The organism is Peteryoungia ipomoeae, from assembly GCF_004912165.1.
GTDB classification, from domain to species: domain Bacteria; phylum Pseudomonadota; class Alphaproteobacteria; order Rhizobiales; family Rhizobiaceae; genus Allorhizobium; species Allorhizobium ipomoeae.
In genome coordinates this window covers 883,929-906,879 of record NZ_STGV01000001.1, presented here as the reverse complement: position 1 = coordinate 906,879, position 22,951 = coordinate 883,929, and the positions used below count along the sequence as shown (strand labels likewise).

Genomic DNA, 22,951 nt, shown 5'->3' with positions numbered 1-22,951 from the left:
GTTGACTATTTCGTCTCGTGGCTTTATATTCAACCTCATGGTTGAGCAAATTTCGACATCTCTCGATAGGATATTTCACGCTCTCGGCGACGGCACGCGGCGACGTATGCTGGCCGATCTGGCGGGGGGTGAGCGAACGGTCAGCGCGCTGGCCGAACCTTTCACCATGTCGCTGGCCGCAGCCTCCAAGCATGTCAAGGTGCTGGAAGCGGCCGGTCTTGTCCGGCGGGAAATCCGCGGGCGAACCCATTTCTGCCGACTGGATCCGGGGCCCATGGCCAACGCGCACCAGTGGCTGAGCACCTATGAGCACTTCTGGACCGGCCGGCTGGATGTCCTCGAACGGCTTCTTCGAACCGAAGACGCCGCATTGTCCAACCCCCAACAAGGAGAATGACGATGACAGAGACGCTTGCCGTGAACCCCTATGGTCGGCTGACAGAGCCGGCCACCCTGACGATCGAACGCCTGCTGCCCGGGCCGGTCTCACGCATCTGGGCTTATCTCACCGATGCCGAAATGCGCCGCAAATGGCTGGCTGACGGGGAAATGGAGCAGAAGGCGGGCAGCACCTTCGAGCTCGTCTGGCGCAATGACGAGCTGAGTGATCGGCCTTCTGTCAGGCCGGATGGATTTGCCGAGGAAATGCGCATGACGAGCCGGGTGCTCGACGTGCAGGTGCAGAAGCGTCTGGTCTTCACCTGGGGTGAAAGCGGCGAGGTATCCTTCGATCTTACGCCGCAGGGGGAGGAGGTCCTGTTGACCGTGACCCATCGGCGGATCTCCGACCGCACCAATCTTTTGATGGTGGGGGCGGGATGGCACATGCATCTCGACATTCTCGCTGCCCGCTTGACCGGCGATCCCGTCGAGCCGTTCTGGGATGGCTGGCAGCGTCTGCGCGCGGCCTATGACCAGCGGCTGCCGGCCTGAGCGGTCGATCGTAAAACGGACGGCCCTCTCCTTGGCAGGAGAGGGCCGTCTCATGTCGCAGACGGGGTAGGCACTAACCGCAGGGCGTAGCCTGTCAGGGCTGGCTTGGCGCAGGGGCGTCCGGTGCATCCTCGACGGCAGCCGGTGGATCCGTTGCCGGCACATCGGTCTGCGGCGGTGAGGGTGGCGCTGCGGGAGGCTGCTCGCCATTCGGCTGCGCAGCCGGTGCCGGCGTGGTTGCAGGCGTTTCGCCGGCAGCCGGTGCCGGATCGGCCTGAGGCGGCGTGCCGGCATCTTCAGCCGGTGCCGTGGCGGCGGGACTGGCCGCCGCCGCGGCCGGCGAGCCTTCCGGCATCTGGTCGGTGCCAACAGGGTTCGGCAGGACGGTACCGTCGGCATTGGCGACACGCCAGACGGTGTTGCCGACGTCATCGGCGATCAGCAGCGCGCCGGTGCCATCAAAGCCGACGCCGACCGGGCGGCCGCGGGCCTGCTCGTCGGCGTTGAGGAAGCCGGTGACGACGTCGCGGGCCTCGCCTGCGGGAACACCATTTTCAAACGGTACGTAGAGGATCTTGTAGCCGTTGAAATGGGTGCGGTTCCAGCTGCCACGATTGCCGACGAAGGCGCCGTTGGCATAGTCCTCGGGCATTGCCATGCCGAGCGAAAAGGCAAGCCCGAGCGCGGCCACATGGCTCGACAGCGCATAATCCGGCTTGATCGCCTTTTCGACCATGTCGGGGCGCGGCGGATGCAGGCGCGGATCGACATGCTGGCCATAATAGCTCCAGGGCCAGCCATAGAAGGCGCCGTCCTTCACCGAGGTCATGTAGTCAGGAACGAGGTTCGGACCGAGCTCGTCGCGTTCGTTGACGACGGTCCAGAGTTCACCGCTTTCGGGATTGATGGTGAGGCCGTTCGGATTGCGCAGGCCAGAACCATAGATGCGCGAGGCGCCGGTTTCCCGGTCGACCTGCCAGACTGCCGCCCGGCCCTTTTCGGCTTCCAGCCCGCGTTCGCCGGCATTCGAATTGGAGCCGACGGAGGCATAGAGGAACCGGCCATCGGGGCTGAGCGCCAGATCCTTTGTCCAGTGGTGATTGATCGGGCCGCCGGGAAGCGGTGTCACGACACGCGGCTCGCCGGTGATCTCATTGGCGCCCAGCGCATAATCATAGGCGAGCACGGCATCGGCGGCAGCGACGTAAAGTGTGTCGTCGATCCAGGCAAGACCGAAGGGGGAGTTCAGGTCTTTCAGGAGGTCGAAACGCTCGTCGACGGTGCCATTGCGATCCGTATCACGCAGAAGCGTGATCAGGTTGGTCGGCTTCTGCTCGCTGCCGCCCGCCGCCATGCTCATGATGAAGCCGCGGATGAAATCCTTCGGTCGTTCGATCGGTTTGCCGGGCGGTGCCTTGGACTGGACCACCAGCACGTCGCCGTTCGGCAGCGTGTGGACGGTGCGCGGATTGGAGAGATCCTTGGCATAGGCGGTGATGGTGAAACCGTCGACGACGTCGGGCGTCTCGTTCTCGCCCCAGCCGACGACTTCGGCCACCTTCAGATCCGGCAAGAGATCCTGTTGCGGTTCCGGCAGATATGGGTCTGGACCGATCTGGCGGGTGATGTCGAAGCTGTCTTCGCTGTCGCTGCAGCCGGTGAGCGCCAGAACGATCAACGCCGTTGAAGCAAGGACTGCGCGGCCACGCTTGGATTGTCTCAAGGGATGGCAGGTCATGGCGTTCTCCAGGCGGTGGCGGCACGCTGGCCGGCGGTCAGGGCAAGGCAGACGATAATGGCGACGACGGTCACGGCCGAGCAGACAAGGCCGTAGGGCACGATGGCGGTCCAGCCATCGCCGGCATGGATGAAGCTGTTGAGGATGCCGAGGAGGAGGGCGACGACGTAAGCGACGACAGCCGGCAGGCGCGGCCGCAGGATTCGGGTCGCAGGACGGGCAAGGTCGATGAGGCCGGCAATGACCGACAGCGCGCCGCCGACCAGGCCGAAGAACAGCAGCCAGTCGGAGAAATTCGACCACATCAGATGCGAGGTCTGCCAGTAGAGGATGTCTGTGAGGAGGGTCAGCACGAAGCAGACGAAGGGAAAGGGCACGAACAGGGCCGACAAGGGATAGGCAGTTGTCGCGTCGGGCGGGGAGTGCAGGGAAGCCATGGCAATCTCGCGCTGGTCTGTGAGGAGAGGGATGGTGACGCAGGGCAGACGGTTTCAACCATGCTTTTGTTCCATCTTTTTCGCCGACAGTGCACATCAGGAGAGCGGAGCATGCCTTCCAAAACGACAAAACCCGCGCACTGCGCGGGTTCTGGACGAGATCAGGCACCCAACGGCCTCGGGATCGGGCAATCAGCCCTTGGAGCACTTGGCGATCGGCTCCTGATAGGTGAAGCCCATGTCCCAGGGGAAGTAGATCCAGGTGTCCTGGCTGACTTCGGTGACAAAGGTGTCGATGGTCGGCACGCCTTTCGGCTTGGCGTAGACGCAGGCAAAATGGGCCTTCGGCATCATCTCGCGCACTTCAAGTGCAGTCTTGCCGGTATCGGTCAGGTCGTCGACGACGAGGACGCCTTCGCCACCATTTTCCATCAGCGACGGCGTGATGCCCTTGAGGAGGTTCATTTCCCCCTGATTGACATAGTCATGGTAGGAGGCAACGCAGACCGTCTCGATCAGCCGGATATTCAGTTCGCGCGAGATGATCGCTGCCGGCACCAGACCGCCGCGGGTGATGCAGACGATGGCGCGGAATTCCTGGCCCATGCCGGCAAGACGCCAGGCAAGTGCCCGCGCATCGCGGTGGAACTGGTCCCAGGAAACGGGGAAGGCTTTATCGGGAAGGGACATCGTCATTGGCTCCGCTTGGCTGATCGGTCGTTGGCGCTTTGCGGCGCCGTGACGGAAGCGGGTGCCGGAGAGCCTGCCTATGCGGGCCACAAACGCGTTTCGCGCGGCATCGACCGCGCGAAATTCGCCCCGACGGGGCTGCCGTCCTTGGCTTCTGCTCATAACGGCAAAGACGCCGCCATGGCAAGGCCTTCAGACGGGCTGCACGCCGCTTGGCTCAGCGCGACAGAAGGGTAAGCGCAGTCATCGAATCGAGCAGCGTGCGGGTAACGCCGCCAAACAGCATTTCCCACCAGCGCTTGGTGCCAAAGGCGCCCATCACCAGGAGATCGATGGAACTGTCGGAGAGACGGTTCTCGATGGCGGCGGCCGGTGTGAGGCCGCTGTGTTCCTGGCTGGTGACCGTGACCTTGATCCCGTGCCGGGCGAGGGTGGCAGCAATCTCGGCGCCAGCCATGCCGGGCGTCTGGCTGGGTGTTTCGGGCGGGTCGACGCTGAAGATCTCGACGGTATCGGCAGCCTTCAGGAAGGGCAGCGCGTCGAAGGTGGCGCGGGCCGCCTCCCGCGAGCCGTTCCAGGCAATCAAAACGCGGCGGATCGGCTTCGGCTGCTTGAGAATATGGGGAATGAGGAGGACGGGACGGCCGCTTTCAAACAGGAAGCTTTCGAGCTCCGCCCTGTTGTCGTTGAGAAGGCCCGCTTCGCCCTGTGCTGCAACGACCAGATCGGCACTGCGGGCGCTATCGATCAGTGAGGCGGAGTTGAGCCCGGAGGCGGTGACGAAGCTGCGCCAGGCATGCGATGCGCCTTCGCGGGCCGCGATGTCGCGAAACAGCTTCTCGACGGTTTCCGATTCGCGGTGGGCTGCATCCTGGAGGGCCTGAACGGTTGCCGGATCCGGTATCTCCATCGGCGCCACCATGGGAATCATGGCGACGGATTCGGCATGGGCGCCGATGACATGCGCGTCATACTGCTTGGCAAGAGCGAGGCTGAAGTCCGTTACCTGACGGGCGTCCTTCGGCGTGTCGAGGATGGCGAGTAGCGTGCGATAGGTCATGACAGTCTCCCTTGGCGGTTCCGGCACAGGGCCGGTCTGAGACAACTATCGCGGGACGACGGCTGTTCCGCCTTGACCTTGGTCAAGTGCGCAAGGGTTGCTGTCGGATTTCTCGTCAGGCGACCTCGCCGGTGCCCAGATCGAGTCCAGATGCCGCATCCTTCTGCGCCCTGATCGCCTCGATCATCGCTTCGATCGCTGCCGCTGCCGCGTTGACGGCTGCCTCGTCGCGCGCTCGCACGATGAGTTCGGTGGAAAAGCGCAGTCCGTCGAAATGCGGATAGGAGCCGATCGATGTGTCGGGATGCGCCTTCTGGATGGCGGCAAGCGGCGTGCCGATATCGCCCTCGCCGAAGGGGCAGGCGATGGAACGGGACAGGACGCGTCGACCGGCGGGAAGCGTGGCAATCACATGCGCCATCATCGCCTGAAACACCTGCGGCACGCCTGCCATGACATGCACATTGCCGATGATGAAGCCCGGAGCCGTCGAGACCGGGTTCGGGATGTGGCTTGCCCCTTGCGGCATCCGCGCCATGCGCTGGCGGGCCTCGGTGAAGTCCAGGCCGCGCCCGGCATACATGTCGGCAAGCAGCTTCATTGCCGCCGCGTCATGCAGGCAGGGTACGCCAAAGGCCCTGGAGACGGCATCTGCGGTGATGTCGTCATGGGTCGGGCCGATACCGCCCGAGGTGAAGACATAGGTGTAGCGCGCGCGCAGGGCATTGAGCGCCTCGACGATGGCATCCTCCTCATCGGAGACGATGCGCACTTCCTTCAGATCAATGCCGGCGACGGTGAGGAGATCGGCGAGATGGCCGATGTTCTTGTCCTTGGTGCGACCGGACAGGAGTTCGTCGCCGATCGCCAGCATGGCGGCGGTTGAGATGGTGTCGCTCATCGAAAGGTCCTTTCGCAAGGGGGCAGGGCGTATCTAGTGGTTTGTAACGGACATGAGAAGCAAAAGTCGCATGGGAGTGAACACTGCGTTCTATTCGGCGGGGCTGGTCTCTCCAAAACTTTGCGCTAACTCTCGACGGGAACGGGCGGCGCCGCCTCCCGGCTGCATCTTCGAGAGGAATATACGACATGGCAAAGGTACTGGTTCTCTATTATTCGGCCTATGGTCACATCGAAACCATGGCTTACGCTGTTGCCGAAGGCGCAAAGTCGGCCGGCGCAGACGTTACCGTCAAGCGCGTGCCTGAACTTGTTCCGGAAGATGTTGCCAAGGCCTCCTACTACAAGATGGACCAGAAGGCGGAGATCGCCGATCCGAATGAACTCGACCAGTATGACGCGATCATTGTTGGTGCCGGAACGCGTTATGGCACCGTTGCCTCGCAGATGCGCAATTTCTGGGACCAGACCGGCGGCCTCTGGGCCCAGGGCAAGCTGACCGGCAAGCTCGGTTCGATGTTCACCTCGACCGCGACTCAGCACGGCGGCCAGGAAACCACGATCATGGGCTTCATCCCGACCTTCCTGCACCATGGCATGCTCTATGCCGGCCTGCCCTATGCCTTCCAGGGGCAGATGGGTGTGAGCGAAGTGATGGGTAACTCGCCCTACGGCGCTTCGACCATCACCGCCGGTGATGGCTCTCGCCAGCCGTCCGAAATCGAACTTGAGGGCGCGCGCTATCAGGGCGCCCATGTGGCAAAACTCGCGGCCAAGCTCGCCTGAGGCCGAGCTACTAATTTCGACATGGAGAAGGGCGGATTTTCCGCCCTTTTTCATGTCTGGGCACAAGAAAGAACGAATTTTCGTCACTGAGTTGGGAAAAGTTTTAACCCTTTGTGAGAGCATGTGACCCATGTCACATCAGTCGAAAGCGGAAATCCCGGGTCTGCCCGATCAGAGCGAGAGGCGTCGCGAGCCACGCCTGCGTGCGCTCAAGGCCGGTCGCGCCGTGATTGGAAACGGACACTCCACCTTCGACTGCACGATCCGCAATCTCTCCTCCCATGGGGCGAAGGTGATCTTCGAATCAACGGTGCCAATCCCGCAGCATTTCGAACTGCGCTTCGAAGACGGTCATCACCACGCCTGCGAAGTGCGCTGGCGCACGCCAAAGGAACTCGGCGTGCTCTTCACCGATGTGACCTGATCGCCTCAGTGCTCCGCTCTGGACGAGGTCTTTTCACCGAGATGGCCATAAAGCGAGATGGCAAGCAGGACTGACAGGAAGGCAACCTGAACGATCTGGGGCAGGGCCGGGATGTCCGACATGGCACCCTCTTGCACTGGCCAGAGACCGAGGTCCGACAGACGCGACATCAAGCTTCCAGGTGGAAAATCCAAGAGGAAGTAGACGGTAAGCGCAACGAACATCGCGATATCGCTCGATCTAAAAATGAATTTCGCCATTATAGTTTCCCCTCTTTTACCTGGCGAAGTGCTGCCGTTGGTTAATGCCTGTTAATATTTCGGCAGATCACGACGGAAACGGGGCAAGAAGGTGGCAAGAACAGTGCGGGCTTGTTGTGCTGTGTCCCGCATCACCAACAAGGGCCGAAAATGCTGTCGTTATACCTCCTCTATTTGGTGCCGCAGTTCGGCTAATCGCAAAGCTTGTACAGGGAAAGTCATGAGAGCGTCGAAACCGGCTTGCATTTTCACCGCGAACGCCCGAAAAAGCCGCGACGCGGACGTGGCGAAATTGGTAGACGCAAGGGACTTAAAATCCCTCACCTCAGGGTATACGGGTTCGACTCCCGTCGTCCGCACCAAATCGAATGCAGGCTTTGCCTTTTACTCCGTCAGGACCTGTGGCGGCGTGATGACGGTGGCAAAGCCCGCGAGAGCGGCAGTGCGCCCCGCGGGGTCATGCGCGAGCATCAGTTGCAAATCACACCTTGATCGTTGATGGCAAAGGCGGACGGATTGCCGGCGCCTGCGAGCGTCTGCTGACCGGTGATCGAATACTCAACATTGGTGACGGTTCGAAGCTTCGAGAAGGTCTTGCTGGACTGGCAGCGGAAGTTGCCATTGCCGAGATTGGCGCAGTTGACGTTGATGTGCTGGAAGGTCAGCGGGTCGTCCGTAAACATGTCGCCGGTCATCGTGGCGGAGTTGACCGTGTCCCCGACGGCGGAGGGTGCGACGACAACCGAGATGTCGGCGCGAAATGGTTCGCCGTCCCAGAGATCGCATGTGGCCGCCTGGATCTGGGCTGCGGACGCCCAGCCGGGCACGAGAACGACGACTGCGTGGAGAAGTGCGGTGAAATTGCGCATGAAGTACCTCCTATGGTTGAAATTGCGCAACTTGCAACTATAGGCAATCACTGGTTGAGTCAAGCCTTGATGGCGCTCGTGGATTGTGCCGTGCGCGGCTTGGTCGACCTAAGTCAGATGAATTCACTGCGCATTGCACAGGAATTGGTCATTCCTAAATTTGACCAAAGATTGAGCATTTTCCTCTTTGCCTGCCCCGGGAAACCTGCTTTGATGGCTCCATCAAAAACAAGGGGAACACGACCATGATCACGAGACGTCTTTTTTCCGGTGCAGCGCTTGCTGCCGCGGTTGCAGCCGGTGTGGGGCTTATGCCGGCTGTCGCCATGGCCGAGACCGCCATCAAGTTCACGCTGGACTGGAAGTTCGAAGGCCCGGCGGCCGGCTTCCTGCTGGCGCTGGACAAGGGCTACTTCAAGGCCGAAGGGCTCGACGTCACGATCGATAGCGGCAATGGTTCGGTCGAGGCGATCCCGAGGGTTGCGACCGGGGCCTACCAGATGGGCTTTGGCGACATCAACTCGGTGATCAAGTTCCTCGACGAGGACCCGACCCAGAAGGTCAAGGCGGTGATGATGGTGTATGAACGCCCCACCTTCGCCGTCGTCGGTCGCAAATCGCTTGGCGTTACCGAAGATCCGAAATCGCTTGAGGGAAAGAGGCTCGGCGCACCGCCGCCGGATGGCGCCTTTGCCCAGTGGGCTGCCTTCAAGCAAGCCGCCAAGATCGACGATAGCGGCATCAAAATCGAAAGCATCGGCTTTCCGGTTCGCGAGCCGGTGCTGGCCAAGGGTGATGTCGATGCCGTCTTCGGATTCGCTTTTTCCGTCATCCTGAACCTCAAGGCGCAAGGCATTGCCGACGAGGATATCGCCACCATCCTGATGGCCGAAAACGGACTGAACCTCTATGGCAACAGCGTACTTGTGAACTCCGATTTTGCCGCCGAAAACCCCGAGGCGGTCAAAGGCTTCCTGAAGGCGCTTGCCAAGGGCTTTGCCGATGCCGTCGCCAATCCGGAAGAGGGCGTGGCGGCCGTCTTGACGCGCAATGAAACGCTCAATGCCGATATCGAAAAGCAGCGGCTCGACATGGCCAATGCGATGAACATCAAGACGCCATATGTCGTGGAGAACGGTTTCGGCGGCGTCGATATGGCACGGTTGTCGGCATCGATCGAAACGCTGAAAATCTCAATGGGCCTGAAGGGCAACGTGAAGGCCGAACAGATCTTTGACGCAAGCTTCTTGCCGGCCAAGGAAGAGCGGATGCTGCCCTGATCGCGCACCTTCTGACGGAAGAAGCCGGTGCCACGATCGGGTGGGGGCGGCGCAACGACACGCACAAGTCTTGTGTTGTTGGCGCCCCCCCATTGCCTCGCAGGCGCTCGGTGCTTGTCCCCGCCGGGGAAAAGTGGAAGCGAAAAGGAGCAACCATGTCTCATCTTGTATCCATCGATGGCGTCGATATGCGCTATGGCGGCGCGGGCGGCACGCTCGCCGTCTCTGATCTGACGCTGCGCGTCGACAAGGGCGAATTTGCAGCCGTTGTCGGCCCATCCGGTTGCGGCAAGTCCACCTTGATGAAACTGGTGACGGGTCTCCACATTCCGCAAAAGGGCACCGTCATCGTGGCGGGCGAAGAGGTGACCAAACCGGTTTCCATTGTCGGCATGGCCTTTCAGAATCCGACGATGCTGCCCTGGCGCACCACGCTCGACAACATCCTTTTGCCGCTGGAGATTGTCGAAAAACATCGCCACCGTCTGCGAAAGCACCGCAAGGCCTATATCGAGAAGGCGGAAAGTCTGCTGGAAATGGTTGGCCTGAAAGGGGTGGGATCGAAATATCCCTGGCAGCTTTCCGGCGGCATGCAGCAGCGTGCCAATCTCTGCCGGGCGCTCATACACGAGCCTGACCTCTTGATGCTCGACGAGCCCTTCGGAGCGCTCGATGCCTTCACGCGTGAAGAGTTGTGGTGTGTCATTCGCGACCTTCACGCCGCGCAAGGTGTGACCGTGGTGCTGGTGACGCATGACCTGCGAGAGGCCGTGTTTCTGGCCGATCGGGTGTTTGTCATGAGCGCGCGGCCTGGAAGGGTGATCGCGGAGCACCGCGTGCCGTTCAATCGGCCCCGCGACCTCGATCTCATGTATGACCAGGCTTTCAACGACATGGTGCATGTGCTGCACGGCGAAATTGCCAAGGCGAGGGTGGCCGCATGACGACGATATCGACTGGAACCGCCTTGCATACAGCCAATCGCCCGCCGCTGCGGATCAACTGGGTGCGGCTTGCCCCCTGGCTCTACACCATCGGACTTTTTGCCGGCTGGGAGCTGCTTGTGCTGGCGCTCGACATGCCGCCGACCATTCTGCCGGCGCCGAGCCGGGTGTTTGAAGCCGTGCTGCAATACTGGTCGCCGATCTGGAAGAATTCGCTGCAGACGCTTTACACGACGACGCTCGGATTTCTCATTGCCGTGGTGGCGGGCTTGGCGCTTGGCCTGTTTGTCGGTTGGTCGAAAACCATCTATGCCGGGCTTTATCCGCTGATGATCGGCTTCAATGCGATCCCCAAGGTGGCGCTCGTTCCGATTCTGGTCATCTGGTTCGGCATCGGCACGGTGCCGGCCGTGCTCACCGCATTTCTGATTTCCTTCTTCCCGATCGTCGTCAATGTCGCGACGGGCCTGGCCACCATCGAGCCGGAAACGGAAGACGTGTTGCGGGCACTTGGTGCGAAGAAGATGGATATCATGCTGAAGGTCGGCATTCCGCGGTCGATGCCTTACTTCTTCGGATCGCTCAAAATTGCGGTGACGCTTGCCTTTGTCGGCTCAGTCGTTTCGGAAACGGTCGCTTCCAATTACGGTCTTGGCAATATGATGAGTTCGGCGCAGAGCCAGTTCAATGTGCCGCTGGTCTTTGCCGGCCTGCTGGCGCTGGCTGTCGAGGGCATTGCAATGTATGCGCTGATGGCCTGGGTGGAGCGGCGGATGACGGGCTGGGCGCATCGCTCCACGATGGCGCAGTGAATAGATAAGGTTCAGCTGTCGCCGGCGATGGAAAACGGCTGCTCGACCCGGACCGAGCGTTCCGAGACGAGATCGTTGAGGGTGTAGGACAACACATAGGAACCGGGGGCGGCGCCCGCGACATCGAGTGTCAGGTGGGTGAAGACCTCTTGCGCCATGCCCTGGCCGGCATAGCGGAAATCGCCGAAGCCTTGTTTCAGAGCCACGTCGCGCCCTGTCGCGTCGGTCAAGCGCATGTCGACGGTGAAATGCGCTTCCATCTCGCCGCTGCCGGTGTCCTTCCAGTCTAGCCCGACGATTTCGAGATAGGTGATCAGCGGCTCGCCACGGCGGAAGATCGGATCCGGTTTTTCGCGGTAGGAGCGATAGGCCGCAGGCTTCTCCGTCACGAACTTGGCGCGGGCGATGGTGAGCGGCAGGGCTTGCGAAAAAGCGGCCATGCCTGCCTGGATCGCATCGAGGGCAGCCACCGCATCGCCCGCGGCAGCGAGCCGTTCGGCTTTCATGGCGGCATCGAGAAGCGGGCCGGATGTGGCCGTTGCGGGCAGACCAAGGGCAAGAGAGAAGGCGGCAAGCAGCAGAGAGGCAGTCTTGGCGCAGCCCTCAGACCGTTCCGATGCTTTCGCTGATCCTGCTTTTCGCCGCATGCCGATTCTCCCGCCATTTCCTCTGAAACCAGAGTGCGGAGGTTGCAGGGCTTGCGTCAAGTCGGTGGCGAGCGGCTCCGACGGTGGTTACGACCGCCAGAACATCGGCACGAGCAGCACCAGAACCGTCAGGACCTCGAGACGGCCGAGCAGCATGGCAAGTGACAGGATGTAAAGCTCCGGATCATTCATCATGGCAAAGTTGCCAACCGGGCCGATCAGGGGGCCGATACCAGGGCCGACATTCGAAAGGGCCGTGATCACGGAGGAGGTGGCCGTTGCGAAATCGTAGCCGGCAAGCGCCATCCCCATCGAGCCGATGGCCCAGATAAAGATATAGGCGCTGATGAACAGGAAGACGGCACGTTGTGCATCGGCATCGACATTCTGGTTGCCGTAGCGCACCGAATAGACCGCGTTGGGATAGATGAGCTTCTTCAGGCCCGTGACGATGATGTTGAACAGGATGACGAAGCGATAGGCCTTGATGCCGCCGGCGGTGGAGCCGGAACATCCGCCCATGAAGGTGGCAAAAAAGGCTGCCGCGACCGCAAAAGGCCCCCACAGCGTGTAATCTTCGCTGGCATAGCCTGTGGTCGAGAGTATCGAAGCGAAGTTGAAGAAGGAGTGCGTCAGCGCGACTGGCAGTTCGATGCCATTGCGCACATGATTGTAGAGCCCGCCCAGGATGGCGAAGGTGCAGAGATAGGCCAGGAAGACGAAGATCTGCGGATCGCGCAGCGCATCCAGGCGGCCGCGCACCAGAAGCACGATCAGGATCGAGAAGGGCAGGCTGCAGACCGTCATGAAGAAGGTCGAGACCCAGAGCAGGGCATGGCTGTCGAAGGCCGCGAACGAGTTGTCGTAATTGCCGAAACCTGCCGTGGCGACCGTGGTAAAGCCATGCACAATGGCGTCGAAATGGCCCATGCCCGTCACGTCATAGGAAATGATGCAGGCAAGCGTGATGGCAACGTAGACGGCCATGAAGGCGCGCGTGAAGGTGGCGATGCGGGCAAAGGGCTTCTCGCCGGTATCGGAGGATTCCATCTTGAAGAAAGAGACGCCACCGACCCGCAGGAAGGGCAACACGAACAGGCCGAGCGCGACAATGCCGATACCGCCGAGCCAGGCAAGCAATGCACGCCACATCAGGATGCCGGGCGACACCTGATGCAGGTTTGAAATCACCGTGGAACCGGTTGTGGTGATGCCGGAAATCGCTTCGAAGAGGGACTGTGCAAAGGTCAGCTCGAGATCCGAGAAATAGAAGGGAATTGCCCCGACAAGCGAGAACACTGCCCAGAGCACGTTGACGAGCAGAAAGCCCATGCGCTTCGAAAAGGCCGGCGGCGGGCCGCGCGTGGCCATGGAGGCCATCAGCGAGATCGCACCGACCATGGCGGCGCAGATCGCAAACAGTGCCCAGTCGCGCTCGCCGTAATAGAGGTCGACCATCGCCGGGATCAGCATGGCCGTTGACAGGTAGAGGCCGCAGAGCGCGGCGATATAGACAACGGAGCGCAGCAGATTGGTGTTCAAGAAATGTCATCCGCGAGTTGGCGGACAAAGAGCCTTTGTCTCTGCCCCGCGTCTATGCCATAGCGGGGTGAGGTCGAAATTTCAACGGATGCGCGGAGTGAAGGTAATGGACGTCGAGAATGCAGTGGTTGCGATGCGGGAACTTTTCCCTGAAACGCCCTTGCAGCTCAACGATCACCTGAGCGCCCGCTTTGGCGCCAATGTCTATCTGAAGCGCGAGGATCTGACGCCGGTACGCTCCTACAAGATCCGTGGCGCCTTCAATTTCTTCCGCAAGATCGTCGCCGACAGCCCCGCCGACACCACCTTCGTCTGCGCCTCCGCCGGCAATCACGCCCAGGGCTTTGCCTATGTCTGCCGGCATTTCGGTGTCGAGGGCGTCGTTTTCATGCCGGTGACGACGCCGCAGCAGAAGATCGACAAGACCCGTACCTTCGGCGGAGACTTCATCACCATCCGATTGATCGGCGATATCTTCGACCAGTGCTATGCGGCAGCCCGCGAGCATGTGGAGACGATCGGCGGTCACATGGTGCCGCCCTTTGACGATCCCGATATCATCGAGGGACAGGCGACCGTTGCCGCCGAGATCATGCAGCAATTGCCGGAAGGCGTCGTGCCGGATCTGGTGATCATGCCGGTCGGCGGCGGCGGTCTGTCTTCGGGCATGACCGGCTATCTCAAGGACACGCTGCCGGATGAAGCCTTCGTCTTCTGCGAGCCGGCCGGCGCGCCGAGCCTGAAGACCAGTCTCGAACAGGGCAGGGTCGTGACCTTGCCGAAGGTCGACAATTTTGTCGACGGTGCGGCCGTCGCCCGAATCGGCGATCATAATTTTGCGGCCTTGAAGCGCTTTTCTCCAGAGCAGGTCGAGATCGTGCCGGAAAACGCGATCTGCGTGACGATGACCGAAATGCTCAACATCGAAGGTGTGGTGCTCGAGCCCGCAGGCGCGCTGTCGCTGGCGGCGCTTGCCCAGTTGCCGGAGGAGAAGCGCGCCGGAAAGACTGTTGTCGCGGTAGTCTCGGGCGGCAATTTCGACTTCGAGCGTCTGCCGGACGTGAAGGAGCGCGCGATGCGCTATGCCGGCCTGAAGAAGTATTTCATCCTCAGACTGCCGCAGCGTCCGGGAGCGCTGCGCGATTTCCTCAACCTGCTCGGACCGGAAGACGATATCGCGCGTTTTGAGTATCTGAAGAAGTCGGCGCGCAATTTCGGCTCCATCCTGATCGGCATCGAGACGGGCAAGCGGGAGAACTTCGCCGATCTGTTCGAGCGTTTCGATCAGGCCGGGCTGGGATTTGAGGATATCACCGAGAACGAGATCCTGGCCAATCTGATCATCTGATCCGCCATGCCCCGAATTTTCTGAGAGGAGCTATTCATGTCCCTGCTGTCGCGTATCGCATCGTTGTTCACCGGTGGTGCCGCTGCCGTACCCCAGGCGAAACCGGCGAGTGAACCGGAGATCTATCAGGACTGCCAGATCTTTGCCGAGCCGATCCGTGAGGGCAACCAGTATCGGCTGGCGGGCCGAATCGTCAAAACGGTTGATGGCGCGGTACTTGAGCGCAGCTTCATCCGCGCCGATGTCTTCACGAGCCTTGAGGATGCGCAAACAAGCGCCCTGCGCAAGGCGCAGCAGATCATCGATCAGAATGGTCCCGGCCTGTTTGCCGACGGTGAGGCGAAGCGCAGCGCCTGAGGTGCCGGCATAAAAAAGCCGCCGACAGCAGGGCTATCGGCGGCTTCTCGTCCGGGAGGCGGTGGATCAGGCGGCCCGGGCCAGTTCCTCGGCCTTGGCATGTGCTGCGGCAATCGCCTTTTCAGCAGCCTCAGGACCATAGGCCAGACCTTCGACATAGATGGTCTCGACCAGTTCGATGCCGAGGAAGCCAAGAACCGTCTTCAGATAGGGTTCGGCATGGTTCATCGAGACGGCAGGGCCAGAGGAGTAGACGCCGCCCGCTGCCAGAACCAGATAGGCCTTCTTGCCGCTGGCAAGACCGACCGGGCCGTTCTCCGTGTATTTGAAGGTCACGCCAGCGCGGGCGATATGGTCGATCCAGCTCTTCAGCGACGAATAGATGTTGAAGTTGATCAGGCCGGTGCCGATGACGATGGTGTCAGCGGCCATCAGCTCGGCCACGAGCTCGTCCGAAATCGCAGCCGCTGCCGCTTCGTCTGCCGAGCGCTCTTCCGCCGGCTTGCGGATGGCGGCGGTGAAGGTGCCATCGACATGGGCAAGCGGGCTGTCGGAGAGATTGCGATGCGTGATCGTACCGCCGGTCTGTGCCTTGATGTCCTCGGCAAACTTGGTGGCGACGGAATTGGACAGCGATTCTGCGCCGCGGGGGCTCGATGTGACGAGAAGAATGGATGACATGGTCTAAATCCTTGTATGCTCTCAGCGTGGGAGGACGCGAGCCAGGATTTAGTGGGATGGAGCCATCAGGAAAACGGTGATAATATAGATTGATTTCATCGAATAAATAGATGGCAAGGTGTTCGCCCATGGAAGCCAATCCAACGCTCGATCAATTGCAGGTCTTCCTCGCTGTTGCCGATGCCGGCAGCTTTTCAGCTGCCGCCCGCCAGCTCAACCGAGCCCAATCCGTCGTCAGCTACACCATTGCCAATCTCGAAGCCCAACTCGGTGTTTCACTTTTTGCCCGCAATGGGACGCGCCAATCCCAGTTGACCGAGGCGGGCAGGGCAATGCTCAGCGATGCCCGGCGGATCGTCTCGGATCTGCAGGTGATGCGGGCCAAGGCAAAAAGCATGGTGCAGGGTCTGGAGCCCGAGCTTTCCCTCGCCATCAGCGTCATGGTGCCGATGGGCGCAACACTGTCGGTGCTGCGCGAGTTTCAGCAGCGTTTTCCAGCGGTCTCGCTCAGGCTTGAGGTCGCCGAACTCGGGCGGATCATGGAATTGGTGATGACCGGTCGCGCATCGATCGGCATTGGCGGGGCCATTCTGGAGCAGGATGATGCGCTGACCATCGAGCGCATCGGCCACAACTATCTCTTGCCGGCCGTGGCGCGTGATCACCCACTGGCGAAGATCAGCCGGACGCTCTCGCTCGCCGATGTGCGCGAGGAGACGCAGATTGTCGTCAGCGATGCGTCCGATTTGACAGCTGGGCGCAATTTCAACGTCCTCTCCTACAAGACATGGCGGGTGAGCGACATGGCGACGAAACTCCAGCTGATCCGCGGAGGTCTCGGATGGGGTGGTCTGCCGGCCTCGATCATGCGGGAGGATCTGCGCAAGGGGCGCGTGGTGCACCTCGATCTGCCTGCCTACGAGCGGGGCGCCTACACGCTTTATGCCATTCGCAAGACGGAGCGGCCACCGGGCCCAGCCGGCGCCTGGCTGATCAGCGCCTTTGGCACCAGCCTGCAGAACTGCCCGGGATCGCATGAAAAAATTCCGGTAGAGTTTCAGAATGCAGGTGAACTTGTCGGTATAAGCGATTGATGGAACGTGAAGAACCCGCGATCGGATGTCGCGGGTTCTTCACGTGCAGGCCGCGTCAGAGCGAGATTCGGAATTTGGCGAAACCTTCCTGGCCTTCGCCAGCATCTTCCAGTTTGACCGAGGAGACGGCGCCCAGATAGTCGCGCGCCTTGGGACCGGTTTCAAAGGTCACGGAGGTGCCGGGCAGGGGCGCGAAGGACCAGTTGCCGTCGGCCGCGGGATTGATGGTTCCCTGCTCGACGATGAAGCGGACGATGATGTCGCGATTGGTGTCGGGGCCGACAAAGATCACCTTGTCCGAGGCAATTTCGGGGAACTTGCCACCGCCGCCGGCGCGATAATTGTTGGTCGCCACGACGAAGCGCTGCGCCGGATCGATCGGCTTGCCGTCGAAGGAGAGATCGACGATGCGGCTGGACTGCGGATTGACCGCCTGGCCGTCCTTGTCGAATTTCGCCGGTTTGGTCAGGTCGATCTTGTAGGTTACGCCATCGATGATGTCGAAATTATAGGATGGAAAATTCGGGTTGAGGAGCGGAGCATCCTGCCGTCCGGCTTCGATCTGGTTGAACATGCCCGCCGACATTTCCAGCCAGTTCTTCACCTGCTCGCCGGTGATGACAACAGCCTGGATCGTATTGGGGTAGAGATAGAGATCGGCGACATTCTTGATCGCGATGTCGCCTGCCGGCACATCGGTGAAGTAGTCGGGACCGCCGCGTCCGCCGGCCTTGAAGGGGGCGGCAGCCGAAAGCACCGGCAGATCCTTGTATTCGCCGTCTTTCAGCATCTCCTTGATATACCAGGTCTGCGCGTTCGAGACGATCTGCACGGACGGGTCATCGGCGACAAGGGCAAAGTATGAGTAGAGCGGCGCCGACGTCTTGCCCACAGGCGTGCGGACATAGGCGAGCGTCGCCTGATGGTCTTCAGCGATGGCCGTGACGACCTCCGGCTTGTCATCGACATCCGCAACGACCTTCCGATTGTCGTCGCGATGGTAGATCGGGCGCGCTTCGCAGGTGAAGTCGACAATCTTCCAGCTGTTGCCCTCCTTCTCCAGGAGAAGGTCGATCAACCCCATATGCGAGCCCCAGAACCCGGCCATGACCGCTGGTTTGCCAAGCAGCGTGCCCTTGACGGCATCCGCCCCCGGCACATCCTCGAAGTCCTTGCTCCCTGGAAAGACCAGATGCTGGTGGCCGGTGAAGACCGCATCGATGCCGTTTACCCCGGCAAGATAGAGGGAGGCATTTTCCATGCCTTCCTTTTCGCCCTGGCCGTCGATACCCGAATGGGAGAGTGCCACGACGATATCGGCACCCTCTTCCTTCATCTGCGGAACGAACGCACGGGCGGCCTGCAGAATGTCGCGTGTCAGAGCCTTGCCTTCGAGGTTTTTAGCATCCCACAGCATGATCTGCGGCGGCACGAAGCCGATAAAGCCGATTTTGATCGGGCTTTCCTGCCCGGAGCCATCCCGGATCATGCGCTCCAGAATGACGTAGGGCTTGAAGAAGAGCTCGTCGTCCTTGGGATCGGCGGCGAGCTTGCCCTTGGTGAGATTGGCGCAGACGAAGGGAAATTTCGCGCCGCCCAGCGTGTTGAACATGAAGTCCAGGCCGTAGTTGAATTCGTGGTTGCCGAGCGTGCCGCAATCATAGCCAAGCACATTCATCGCCTTGACGACCGGATGCACGTCGCCGGCCTTCATGCCCTTCTGATAGGCCATGTAGTCGCCCATCGGATTGCCCTGCAGGAAGTCGCCATTGTCGACGAGAAGGGAATTGCCGGCTTCGGCGCGCACCGCGTCGATCAGGCGCGCGGTCCGGGCAAGGCCCATCGTGTCGTTCGGTTTGTCGGCGTAATAGTCATAGGGCATCACATTGACATGGATGTCCGTGGTTTCCATCAGCCGCAGATGGGCCTGGTTGCCACTGGCGCGAGCCGCAAAGGGATGCAGGGTGACGAGGGCGGCGGAAGCGCCAAGGCCGCCGAGAAAGGCGCGACGGGACAAGGAGGGAAGATGAAGGAGGGATGCAACAAAAGCCATGGGAAACTCCCGAAGGGTTCAGTTTGAAACGAAGGCAGCTTAACCGCTCCGCCGAGAGTTGCATTGCAAAAAGACACAGCTGTGTCTCACACCTGAAAATTGTGCCGATTACTGGCCTTGCAGGTCCCCGAGGGCAAGAAGATGTTCGATGGCAGCGTTGATCTGGGCAAATTCAACCGTGATGAACCGTTCCGACACGCTCGCCACACGCGCTTCGATCTTGCCAAATTCGGCCGAGCTTACCACCAGGATCGCATCTTTCGGGATGGACAGGGGCGTGACGGGGTGGATGAGAAGCCGGCTGGACTCGATCTGCCCGATCCGCACACTGTAGTGCCGGCCCTGAAAATCGATCATGGCCCTGACATGACAGGCCATGCACCGGCGTGGTGCAGCATCAGGGGGCGCGGGCTTAGAGGTCATCCGAAATGCATTCCGTCGATTGAGGCGGCGTTCTGTGCCGGCCACATTCCCGGCTATCTCTTAAAGGCGACCTTCAATAATCGCTCAAATGCCATCTATCGCGGTAAGCAATTGTGAATCGATTGCAAAATCTGCCCGATCAACTCTCGGGTCAGGCAAGAAACGGGCGTGCCGTGCAGCCGCCGCAGGGTTTGCGGCGGCCGGGTCAAGACGCTGATTGCGCTGTCAGCGGGCCAAAACCGGACGGTATTCGCGATGGAAATTGCGGAAATAGGCATCCACCTTTGCAGCAGCATTGCTGTTGGGGCGGAACATGATGCCGAGGCGACCGCTGTAGTTCCAGCGGACGATGCCTTCCAGCAGGCCGATTTCATCGGTTTCGATGGCGACCGTGCTGCCAGCGCCGGCATTGAGACCGGTCGACAACTCAATCGCGAGACCTGTGCGCGAAATGTCGATAATGCGACCCGCGGCTTCCTGCTGAAAATAGCGTACCTTGCTCGCAATACGGCAACGGCTGCGGGGAGCCTTGCGTACTTCCATACCGAGATTCTTGGCCATGTTTATCGTCCTGAAATGTAGGTCTGTGACATAACAAGGCAGGTTGTATCACCAAGCTGTGAGGACGGATTAAATTCGATCGTTAGAATTGTCTGTTTTGCGTCAGAGGCCGACATTCGGCCGATCGATGATCTCGCGTAGCGCAAAGCTCGAATTGATCTTGACCACGTGCGGCAGGGCCGAGAGCCAGTCGCGGTGGATGCGTTCATAGTCAGAAAGATCCTTGGCCGCGACGCGCAGGATGTAATCGTATTCGCCCGACATCAGGTAACAGACGAGCACGTTCGGACAACGCTTCACGGCGGCCTCGAACTCGGTCAAGGTCTTGGCGAACTGCCCCGACAGCGAGATATGGACGATCACCATCATCTTGTAGTCGATGGCGTCATGGGCAAGACGCGCATGATAGCCGCTGATGACGCCCGATTTTTCCAGCATGTCGTGTCGACGCGAACAGGCGGAGGCGCTGAGCCCCACCTTTTCGGCAAGCTCGGCATTGGTCATGCGGCCGTTTTCCTGAAGCGCCTTCAGAATTGCACGATCAATCGAATCCAATTCTGCCATTCGCAGGAATCTCCAAAAATGCGTCGTATGGCGCAAGAACGTGCGAAGTTGATGCCGCGAGGCTCCTGACTTTGCAAGGACATTGTGCGGGATCGATGTTTGAATTTCGCCATCACAATCCACGCGGCGCAGACCGCGATAACATGAGAGGAACGCTTGATGCGTGTCGGTTGCCCGAAGGAAATCAAAAACCATGAATACCGTGTGGGTCTCACCCCCGGTGCTGTCAGAGAATATGTGGCGCATGGCCACGACGTGCTGGTCGAGACGGGGGCCGGTGCCGGCATCGGCGCAGACGACCACGCTTACATCGCCGCTGGCGCGAAGATCGCCGCCTCGGCCAGGGACGTGTTTGAAAAGTCCGACATGATCGTCAAGGTCAAGGAGCCGCAGCCGTCCGAATGGGTGCAGCTGCGCGAAGGCCAGATCCTCTACACCTATCTGCATCTCGCGCCGGACCCGGACCAGACCAAGGGTCTGATCGAGTCAGGCGTCACCGCTGTCGCCTATGAAACTGTCACCGATGATCGTGGTGGGCTGCCGCTGCTCGCGCCGATGTCGGAAGTCGCCGGACGCCTGGCGATCCAGGCGGGCGCAACCGCGCTGCAAAAGGCCCATGGCGGTCGCGGCATCCTGCTTGGCGGCGTTCCCGGGGTTCTTCCGGCCAAGGTCACCGTCATCGGTGGCGGCGTGGTCGGCCTGCATGCCGCGAAGATGGCGGTCGGCCTCGGCGCCGACGTTACCATCCTCGACCGGTCTCTGCCGCGCCTGCGCCAGCTCGACGACATCTTCCATGGCCGCGTGCATACCGTCTATTCGACCATCGATGCGCTGGAGCAGGAAGTGTTTTCCGCCGATCTCGTCATCGGTGCGGTTCTCATTCCCGGTGCTGCCGCGCCGAAGCTCGTCACCCGCGAAATGCTCTCCGGGATGAAGAAGGGGGCCGTCGTCGTCGACGTCGCGATCGATCAGGGCGGTTGTTTCGAGACATCGCATGCCACGACCCATTCCGATCCGACCTATGAGGTCGACGGCGTCGTGCATTATTGCGTGGCCAACATGCCGGGTGCCGTTCCGGTGACCTCGGCGCATGCGCTGAACAATGCAACGCTCGTCCATGGCCTGGCGCTCGCCGATCGCGGTCTGCGGGCGATCGCCGAGGACCGCCACCTGCGCAATGGCCTCAACGTCCACAAGGGCCGGGTGACCAATACGCCGGTGGCCGAGGCGCTGGGATATCCGGCGCATGCGCCGGAGGCCGTGCTCAGCGTGGCGTAACCGCCGCAAAGCGCCTCGGCGCGTTGGACGACCTGTCATGAGATAGGGAGGCGGCAGCCCCCCGAGTGTGGGGCTGCCGTCTCTCGTTTGCTATCCGGACCGCTGCCGATGTCGCCGGCGCGTCGAGGGATCGCGTGCCGTCATGGCAGGTCCGGGCGGCTTTTCGGCTCGTGCATAGGACAGCCGATGAGTTCGCTGCGGCGGGCTGCGGCGACCGGATAGACCTGGCGACGCGCCCGCATGACATTGCCGAGTGGACGGTGCAGCTCGATGCCGCGCCACGGGCGGAAGGTCAGCCCGTCATCCACCGCCCGCGATCGGCCCTCCGACCAGCCGGTCTGAGGCGCGACGCGGATCGTTGCGATGTCGAGATAGGGGCTCTCTTCCTCGGGCCAGACGACGGAGGCGTCCTCTATCGGCTGTGTCTCGATGTTGCGGCAGAGCTGGGCGCGCAGCGTCCATGCGCCACCTTCCGCTGCCATCACCTCGGCTACGGCTTGGCGCAGCACATCCGGACCTTCGGAGAGATCGATCCGGTCTTCGACAAGACGCTTGAAGCTTTCCGACTGCGGCACGATATCGAGCTTGGCAACGTGATCGCCGAAGCGGATCGGGACCTGCGTGTAGTAGTGTTCGCCGAGCGGATGGGTTTCCGGATAGCCGCCCATGGCCTTCAGCGCGCCGGCATCGGCCCCCATCGCCTCGAGCCCCTTGACGATCGGCCGCAGGATCCAGCTCAGCGCGCTCTTGGCCCATTCGACCCGATCCGTGGTGCGCGAGATGAGTTTCAGGTTCTTGGCAAAGCTGGCGGCATCCGGTGCCGCAAAGGCAGGCGCGGATGCGAACAGGAAATCCTGCGTCACGTCGCCTTCACTGCCGGGAAGTCGCGCACCTTCGACGTTGAAAAGCTTGATCGCGAATCCGCGGGGCAGGGAGACGCTGTCGCGCAGCGGGTCGCCGGGAATGGTCGAGATGCGGATGATCGCGGGATAGACGCGGGCCCCCTCGGCAAACACGCCTTGGGCGAGCTCTGGCGTCAGGCCGTCATGAACCGTGACCGTTGCTTCCAGCAGCGCGTGGCTCTTGGCGTGTACGCTGCGCTGCGCATGGCCCAGATCCTCATGCGTCTTGCCGATGATGTAGAGCATGCTGTCCTTGATGTCCTCGATCACGGCCTGCTCATCGGGGGAGGGCTTCTCGAGGTCGGCACTGTAGCGGATGGGAGGATTAAGCGGCATCAAGCGCTCCGTTGGTTCTGTTGCAACGGAGA

General features: G+C 61.1%; 26 protein-coding genes and 1 tRNA gene. 13 read left to right on the top strand and 14 right to left on the bottom strand.

Annotated elements, in window-relative coordinates:
* Positions 1-106: 106 nt before the first annotated feature.
* Together FAA97_RS04375 and FAA97_RS04370 are read left to right on the top strand one after the other, a co-directional pair.
* On the top strand, positions 107-397 hold the full coding sequence (locus FAA97_RS04375) for an ArsR/SmtB family transcription factor (protein ID WP_425467395.1): 291 nt from the start codon (positions 107-109) through the stop codon (positions 395-397).
* A gap of 2 nt (positions 398-399) precedes the next feature.
* Entirely contained in the window at positions 400-933 is a 534-nt protein-coding gene (locus FAA97_RS04370; RefSeq protein ID WP_168800913.1) for an SRPBCC family protein, read from the top strand.
* 94 nt (positions 934-1,027) lie between these two features.
* Here FAA97_RS04370 and FAA97_RS04365 read toward each other — a convergent pair whose 3' ends face one another.
* The 5 genes from FAA97_RS04365 to FAA97_RS04350 form a co-directional block, all read right to left on the bottom strand.
* Positions 1,028-2,671, bottom strand: coding sequence for a PQQ-dependent sugar dehydrogenase (locus FAA97_RS04365; protein ID WP_246041332.1), 1,644 nt, complete (start codon positions 2,669-2,671; stop codon positions 1,028-1,030).
* Entirely contained in the window at positions 2,668-3,108 is a 441-nt protein-coding gene (locus FAA97_RS21235) for a DUF2231 domain-containing protein (protein ID WP_246041331.1), read from the bottom strand. The genes FAA97_RS04365 and FAA97_RS21235 overlap by 4 nt, the downstream gene beginning before the upstream one ends.
* 192 nt (positions 3,109-3,300) lie before the next feature.
* The gene (gpt, locus tag FAA97_RS04360) at positions 3,301-3,798 is read right to left on the bottom strand and encodes a xanthine phosphoribosyltransferase (protein ID WP_136597279.1); all 498 of its coding nucleotides are present in this window, start codon (positions 3,796-3,798) and stop codon (positions 3,301-3,303) included.
* A 217-nt stretch (positions 3,799-4,015) separates the two neighbouring features.
* On the bottom strand, positions 4,016-4,858 hold the full coding sequence (locus FAA97_RS04355) for a universal stress protein (RefSeq protein WP_136597278.1): 843 nt from the start codon (positions 4,856-4,858) through the stop codon (positions 4,016-4,018).
* Between the two features lie 115 nt (positions 4,859-4,973).
* Complete coding sequence (locus FAA97_RS04350) at positions 4,974-5,759, bottom strand: competence/damage-inducible protein A (RefSeq protein WP_136597277.1); 786 nt, start codon at positions 5,757-5,759, stop codon at positions 4,974-4,976.
* A gap of 188 nt (positions 5,760-5,947) precedes the next feature.
* Between FAA97_RS04350 and wrbA the strand changes: the two genes are divergently transcribed.
* Together wrbA and FAA97_RS04340 are read left to right on the top strand one after the other, a co-directional pair.
* Positions 5,948-6,544: an NAD(P)H:quinone oxidoreductase gene (gene wrbA, locus FAA97_RS04345; RefSeq protein ID WP_136597276.1), complete on the top strand. Its 597-nt coding sequence runs from the start codon at positions 5,948-5,950 to the stop codon at positions 6,542-6,544.
* A gap of 130 nt (positions 6,545-6,674) precedes the next feature.
* Positions 6,675-6,968 (top strand): PilZ domain-containing protein, encoded by a 294-nt coding sequence (locus FAA97_RS04340; RefSeq protein WP_136597275.1) that lies wholly within the window; start codon positions 6,675-6,677, stop codon positions 6,966-6,968.
* Positions 6,969-6,973: 5 nt separating this feature from the next.
* Here FAA97_RS04340 and FAA97_RS04335 read toward each other — a convergent pair whose 3' ends face one another.
* Positions 6,974-7,228: a hypothetical protein gene (locus FAA97_RS04335; RefSeq protein WP_136597274.1), complete on the bottom strand. Its 255-nt coding sequence runs from the start codon at positions 7,226-7,228 to the stop codon at positions 6,974-6,976.
* A 277-nt stretch (positions 7,229-7,505) separates the two neighbouring features.
* On the opposite strand from FAA97_RS04335, the gene FAA97_RS04330 reads away from it, so the two are divergent.
* Positions 7,506-7,590, top strand: a tRNA-Leu gene (locus tag FAA97_RS04330).
* Between the two features lie 108 nt (positions 7,591-7,698).
* Here FAA97_RS04330 and FAA97_RS04325 read toward each other — a convergent pair.
* Positions 7,699-8,097: a hypothetical protein gene (locus tag FAA97_RS04325; RefSeq protein ID WP_136597273.1), complete on the bottom strand. Its 399-nt coding sequence runs from the start codon at positions 8,095-8,097 to the stop codon at positions 7,699-7,701.
* 245 nt (positions 8,098-8,342) lie between these two features.
* On the opposite strand from FAA97_RS04325, the gene FAA97_RS04320 reads away from it, so the two are divergent.
* From FAA97_RS04320 to FAA97_RS04310, 3 genes are all read left to right on the top strand, one after another.
* Positions 8,343-9,377 (top strand): ABC transporter substrate-binding protein, encoded by a 1,035-nt coding sequence (locus FAA97_RS04320; protein ID WP_136597272.1) that lies wholly within the window; start codon positions 8,343-8,345, stop codon positions 9,375-9,377.
* A gap of 155 nt (positions 9,378-9,532) precedes the next feature.
* Positions 9,533-10,321 (top strand): ABC transporter ATP-binding protein, encoded by a 789-nt coding sequence (locus FAA97_RS04315; RefSeq protein ID WP_168800912.1) that lies wholly within the window; start codon positions 9,533-9,535, stop codon positions 10,319-10,321.
* On the top strand, positions 10,318-11,133 hold the full coding sequence (locus FAA97_RS04310) for an ABC transporter permease (protein WP_136597271.1): 816 nt from the start codon (positions 10,318-10,320) through the stop codon (positions 11,131-11,133). Before FAA97_RS04315 ends, FAA97_RS04310 begins: the two co-directional genes overlap by 4 nt.
* 11 nt (positions 11,134-11,144) lie before the next feature.
* On the opposite strand, the gene FAA97_RS04305 is transcribed toward FAA97_RS04310, so the two are convergent.
* Both FAA97_RS04305 and FAA97_RS04300 read right to left on the bottom strand, forming a co-directional pair.
* Positions 11,145-11,780 carry a hypothetical protein gene (locus FAA97_RS04305; protein ID WP_136597270.1) on the bottom strand — a complete coding sequence of 212 codons (636 nt, stop codon included), beginning with the start codon at positions 11,778-11,780 and terminating at the stop codon, positions 11,145-11,147.
* A gap of 87 nt (positions 11,781-11,867) precedes the next feature.
* The gene (locus FAA97_RS04300; protein WP_136597269.1) at positions 11,868-13,322 is read right to left on the bottom strand and encodes a TrkH family potassium uptake protein; all 1,455 of its coding nucleotides are present in this window, start codon (positions 13,320-13,322) and stop codon (positions 11,868-11,870) included.
* A gap of 97 nt (positions 13,323-13,419) precedes the next feature.
* Between FAA97_RS04300 and ilvA the strand changes: the two genes are divergently transcribed.
* Together ilvA and FAA97_RS04290 are read left to right on the top strand one after the other, a co-directional pair.
* Positions 13,420-14,670, top strand: coding sequence for a threonine ammonia-lyase (gene ilvA / locus FAA97_RS04295; RefSeq protein ID WP_168800911.1), 1,251 nt, complete (start codon positions 13,420-13,422; stop codon positions 14,668-14,670).
* Between the two features lie 36 nt (positions 14,671-14,706).
* Positions 14,707-15,027 (top strand): HlyU family transcriptional regulator, encoded by a 321-nt coding sequence (locus tag FAA97_RS04290; protein ID WP_136597267.1) that lies wholly within the window; start codon positions 14,707-14,709, stop codon positions 15,025-15,027.
* Between the two features lie 66 nt (positions 15,028-15,093).
* Here the strand turns inward: FAA97_RS04290 and FAA97_RS04285 are convergent, their stop codons facing one another.
* Positions 15,094-15,708 carry an FMN-dependent NADH-azoreductase gene (locus tag FAA97_RS04285; RefSeq protein WP_136597266.1) on the bottom strand — a complete coding sequence of 205 codons (615 nt, stop codon included), beginning with the start codon at positions 15,706-15,708 and terminating at the stop codon, positions 15,094-15,096.
* Positions 15,709-15,836: 128 nt separating this feature from the next.
* Between FAA97_RS04285 and FAA97_RS04280 the strand changes: the two genes are divergently transcribed.
* Positions 15,837-16,802: a LysR family transcriptional regulator gene (locus FAA97_RS04280; protein ID WP_136597265.1), complete on the top strand. Its 966-nt coding sequence runs from the start codon at positions 15,837-15,839 to the stop codon at positions 16,800-16,802.
* A gap of 55 nt (positions 16,803-16,857) precedes the next feature.
* On the opposite strand, the gene FAA97_RS04275 is transcribed toward FAA97_RS04280, so the two are convergent.
* Positions 16,858-18,855 (bottom strand): bifunctional 2',3'-cyclic-nucleotide 2'-phosphodiesterase/3'-nucleotidase, encoded by a 1,998-nt coding sequence (locus tag FAA97_RS04275; RefSeq protein ID WP_136597264.1) that lies wholly within the window; start codon positions 18,853-18,855, stop codon positions 16,858-16,860.
* A gap of 141 nt (positions 18,856-18,996) precedes the next feature.
* Here FAA97_RS04275 and FAA97_RS04270 point away from each other — a divergent pair, with 141 nt between their 5' ends.
* Positions 18,997-19,395 carry a hypothetical protein gene (locus FAA97_RS04270; RefSeq protein WP_136597263.1) on the top strand — a complete coding sequence of 133 codons (399 nt, stop codon included), beginning with the start codon at positions 18,997-18,999 and terminating at the stop codon, positions 19,393-19,395.
* A 108-nt stretch (positions 19,396-19,503) separates the two neighbouring features.
* Here FAA97_RS04270 and FAA97_RS04265 read toward each other — a convergent pair whose 3' ends face one another.
* Both FAA97_RS04265 and FAA97_RS04260 read right to left on the bottom strand, forming a co-directional pair.
* Positions 19,504-19,839: a PilZ domain-containing protein gene (locus tag FAA97_RS04265; protein WP_136597262.1), complete on the bottom strand. Its 336-nt coding sequence runs from the start codon at positions 19,837-19,839 to the stop codon at positions 19,504-19,506.
* A 102-nt stretch (positions 19,840-19,941) separates the two neighbouring features.
* Positions 19,942-20,403: an Lrp/AsnC family transcriptional regulator gene (locus FAA97_RS04260; RefSeq protein ID WP_136597261.1), complete on the bottom strand. Its 462-nt coding sequence runs from the start codon at positions 20,401-20,403 to the stop codon at positions 19,942-19,944.
* A gap of 159 nt (positions 20,404-20,562) precedes the next feature.
* Between FAA97_RS04260 and ald the strand changes: the two genes are divergently transcribed.
* Positions 20,563-21,681, top strand: coding sequence for an alanine dehydrogenase (gene ald, locus FAA97_RS04255; RefSeq protein ID WP_136597260.1), 1,119 nt, complete (start codon positions 20,563-20,565; stop codon positions 21,679-21,681).
* A 140-nt stretch (positions 21,682-21,821) separates the two neighbouring features.
* On the opposite strand, the gene FAA97_RS04250 is transcribed toward ald, so the two are convergent.
* A complete protein-coding gene (locus FAA97_RS04250; protein WP_136597259.1) occupies positions 21,822-22,919 on the bottom strand; it encodes a catalase family protein in 1,098 nt (365 codons plus the stop codon).
* Between the last annotated feature and the right edge of the window lie 32 nt (positions 22,920-22,951).

What these genes read in the sequence shown, in the direction of transcription:
- wrbA (WP_136597276.1), top strand. Translation starts at nt 5,948, where the DNA reads ATGGCAAAGGTACTGGTTCTCTATTATTCGGCCTATGGTCACATCGAA.
- FAA97_RS04310 (WP_136597271.1), top strand. Translation starts at nt 10,318, where the DNA reads ATGACGACGATATCGACTGGAACCGCCTTGCATACAGCCAATCGCCCG.
- FAA97_RS04340 (WP_136597275.1), top strand. Translation starts at nt 6,675, where the DNA reads ATGTCACATCAGTCGAAAGCGGAAATCCCGGGTCTGCCCGATCAGAGC.
- FAA97_RS04290 (WP_136597267.1), top strand. Translation starts at nt 14,707, where the DNA reads ATGTCCCTGCTGTCGCGTATCGCATCGTTGTTCACCGGTGGTGCCGCT.
- FAA97_RS04375 (WP_425467395.1), top strand. Translation starts at nt 107, where the DNA reads ATGCTGGCCGATCTGGCGGGGGGTGAGCGAACGGTCAGCGCGCTGGCC.
- FAA97_RS04285 (WP_136597266.1), bottom strand. Translation starts at nt 15,708, where the DNA reads ATGTCATCCATTCTTCTCGTCACATCGAGCCCCCGCGGCGCAGAATCG.
- gpt (WP_136597279.1), bottom strand. Translation starts at nt 3,798, where the DNA reads ATGTCCCTTCCCGATAAAGCCTTCCCCGTTTCCTGGGACCAGTTCCAC.
- FAA97_RS21235 (WP_246041331.1), bottom strand. Translation starts at nt 3,108, where the DNA reads ATGGCTTCCCTGCACTCCCCGCCCGACGCGACAACTGCCTATCCCTTG.
- FAA97_RS04265 (WP_136597262.1), bottom strand. Translation starts at nt 19,839, where the DNA reads ATGGCCAAGAATCTCGGTATGGAAGTACGCAAGGCTCCCCGCAGCCGT.
- FAA97_RS04370 (WP_168800913.1), top strand. Translation starts at nt 400, where the DNA reads ATGACAGAGACGCTTGCCGTGAACCCCTATGGTCGGCTGACAGAGCCG.
- FAA97_RS04275 (WP_136597264.1), bottom strand. Translation starts at nt 18,855, where the DNA reads ATGGCTTTTGTTGCATCCCTCCTTCATCTTCCCTCCTTGTCCCGTCGC.
- FAA97_RS04270 (WP_136597263.1), top strand. Translation starts at nt 18,997, where the DNA reads ATGTTCGATGGCAGCGTTGATCTGGGCAAATTCAACCGTGATGAACCG.
- FAA97_RS04305 (WP_136597270.1), bottom strand. Translation starts at nt 11,780, where the DNA reads ATGCGGCGAAAAGCAGGATCAGCGAAAGCATCGGAACGGTCTGAGGGC.
- FAA97_RS04365 (WP_246041332.1), bottom strand. Translation starts at nt 2,671, where the DNA reads ATGACCTGCCATCCCTTGAGACAATCCAAGCGTGGCCGCGCAGTCCTT.
- FAA97_RS04335 (WP_136597274.1), bottom strand. Translation starts at nt 7,228, where the DNA reads ATGGCGAAATTCATTTTTAGATCGAGCGATATCGCGATGTTCGTTGCG.
- FAA97_RS04260 (WP_136597261.1), bottom strand. Translation starts at nt 20,403, where the DNA reads ATGGCAGAATTGGATTCGATTGATCGTGCAATTCTGAAGGCGCTTCAG.
- ald (WP_136597260.1), top strand. Translation starts at nt 20,563, where the DNA reads ATGCGTGTCGGTTGCCCGAAGGAAATCAAAAACCATGAATACCGTGTG.
- FAA97_RS04320 (WP_136597272.1), top strand. Translation starts at nt 8,343, where the DNA reads ATGATCACGAGACGTCTTTTTTCCGGTGCAGCGCTTGCTGCCGCGGTT.
- FAA97_RS04250 (WP_136597259.1), bottom strand. Translation starts at nt 22,919, where the DNA reads ATGCCGCTTAATCCTCCCATCCGCTACAGTGCCGACCTCGAGAAGCCC.
- FAA97_RS04280 (WP_136597265.1), top strand. Translation starts at nt 15,837, where the DNA reads ATGGAAGCCAATCCAACGCTCGATCAATTGCAGGTCTTCCTCGCTGTT.
- FAA97_RS04315 (WP_168800912.1), top strand. Translation starts at nt 9,533, where the DNA reads ATGTCTCATCTTGTATCCATCGATGGCGTCGATATGCGCTATGGCGGC.
- FAA97_RS04355 (WP_136597278.1), bottom strand. Translation starts at nt 4,858, where the DNA reads ATGACCTATCGCACGCTACTCGCCATCCTCGACACGCCGAAGGACGCC.
- FAA97_RS04325 (WP_136597273.1), bottom strand. Translation starts at nt 8,097, where the DNA reads ATGCGCAATTTCACCGCACTTCTCCACGCAGTCGTCGTTCTCGTGCCC.
- FAA97_RS04350 (WP_136597277.1), bottom strand. Translation starts at nt 5,759, where the DNA reads ATGAGCGACACCATCTCAACCGCCGCCATGCTGGCGATCGGCGACGAA.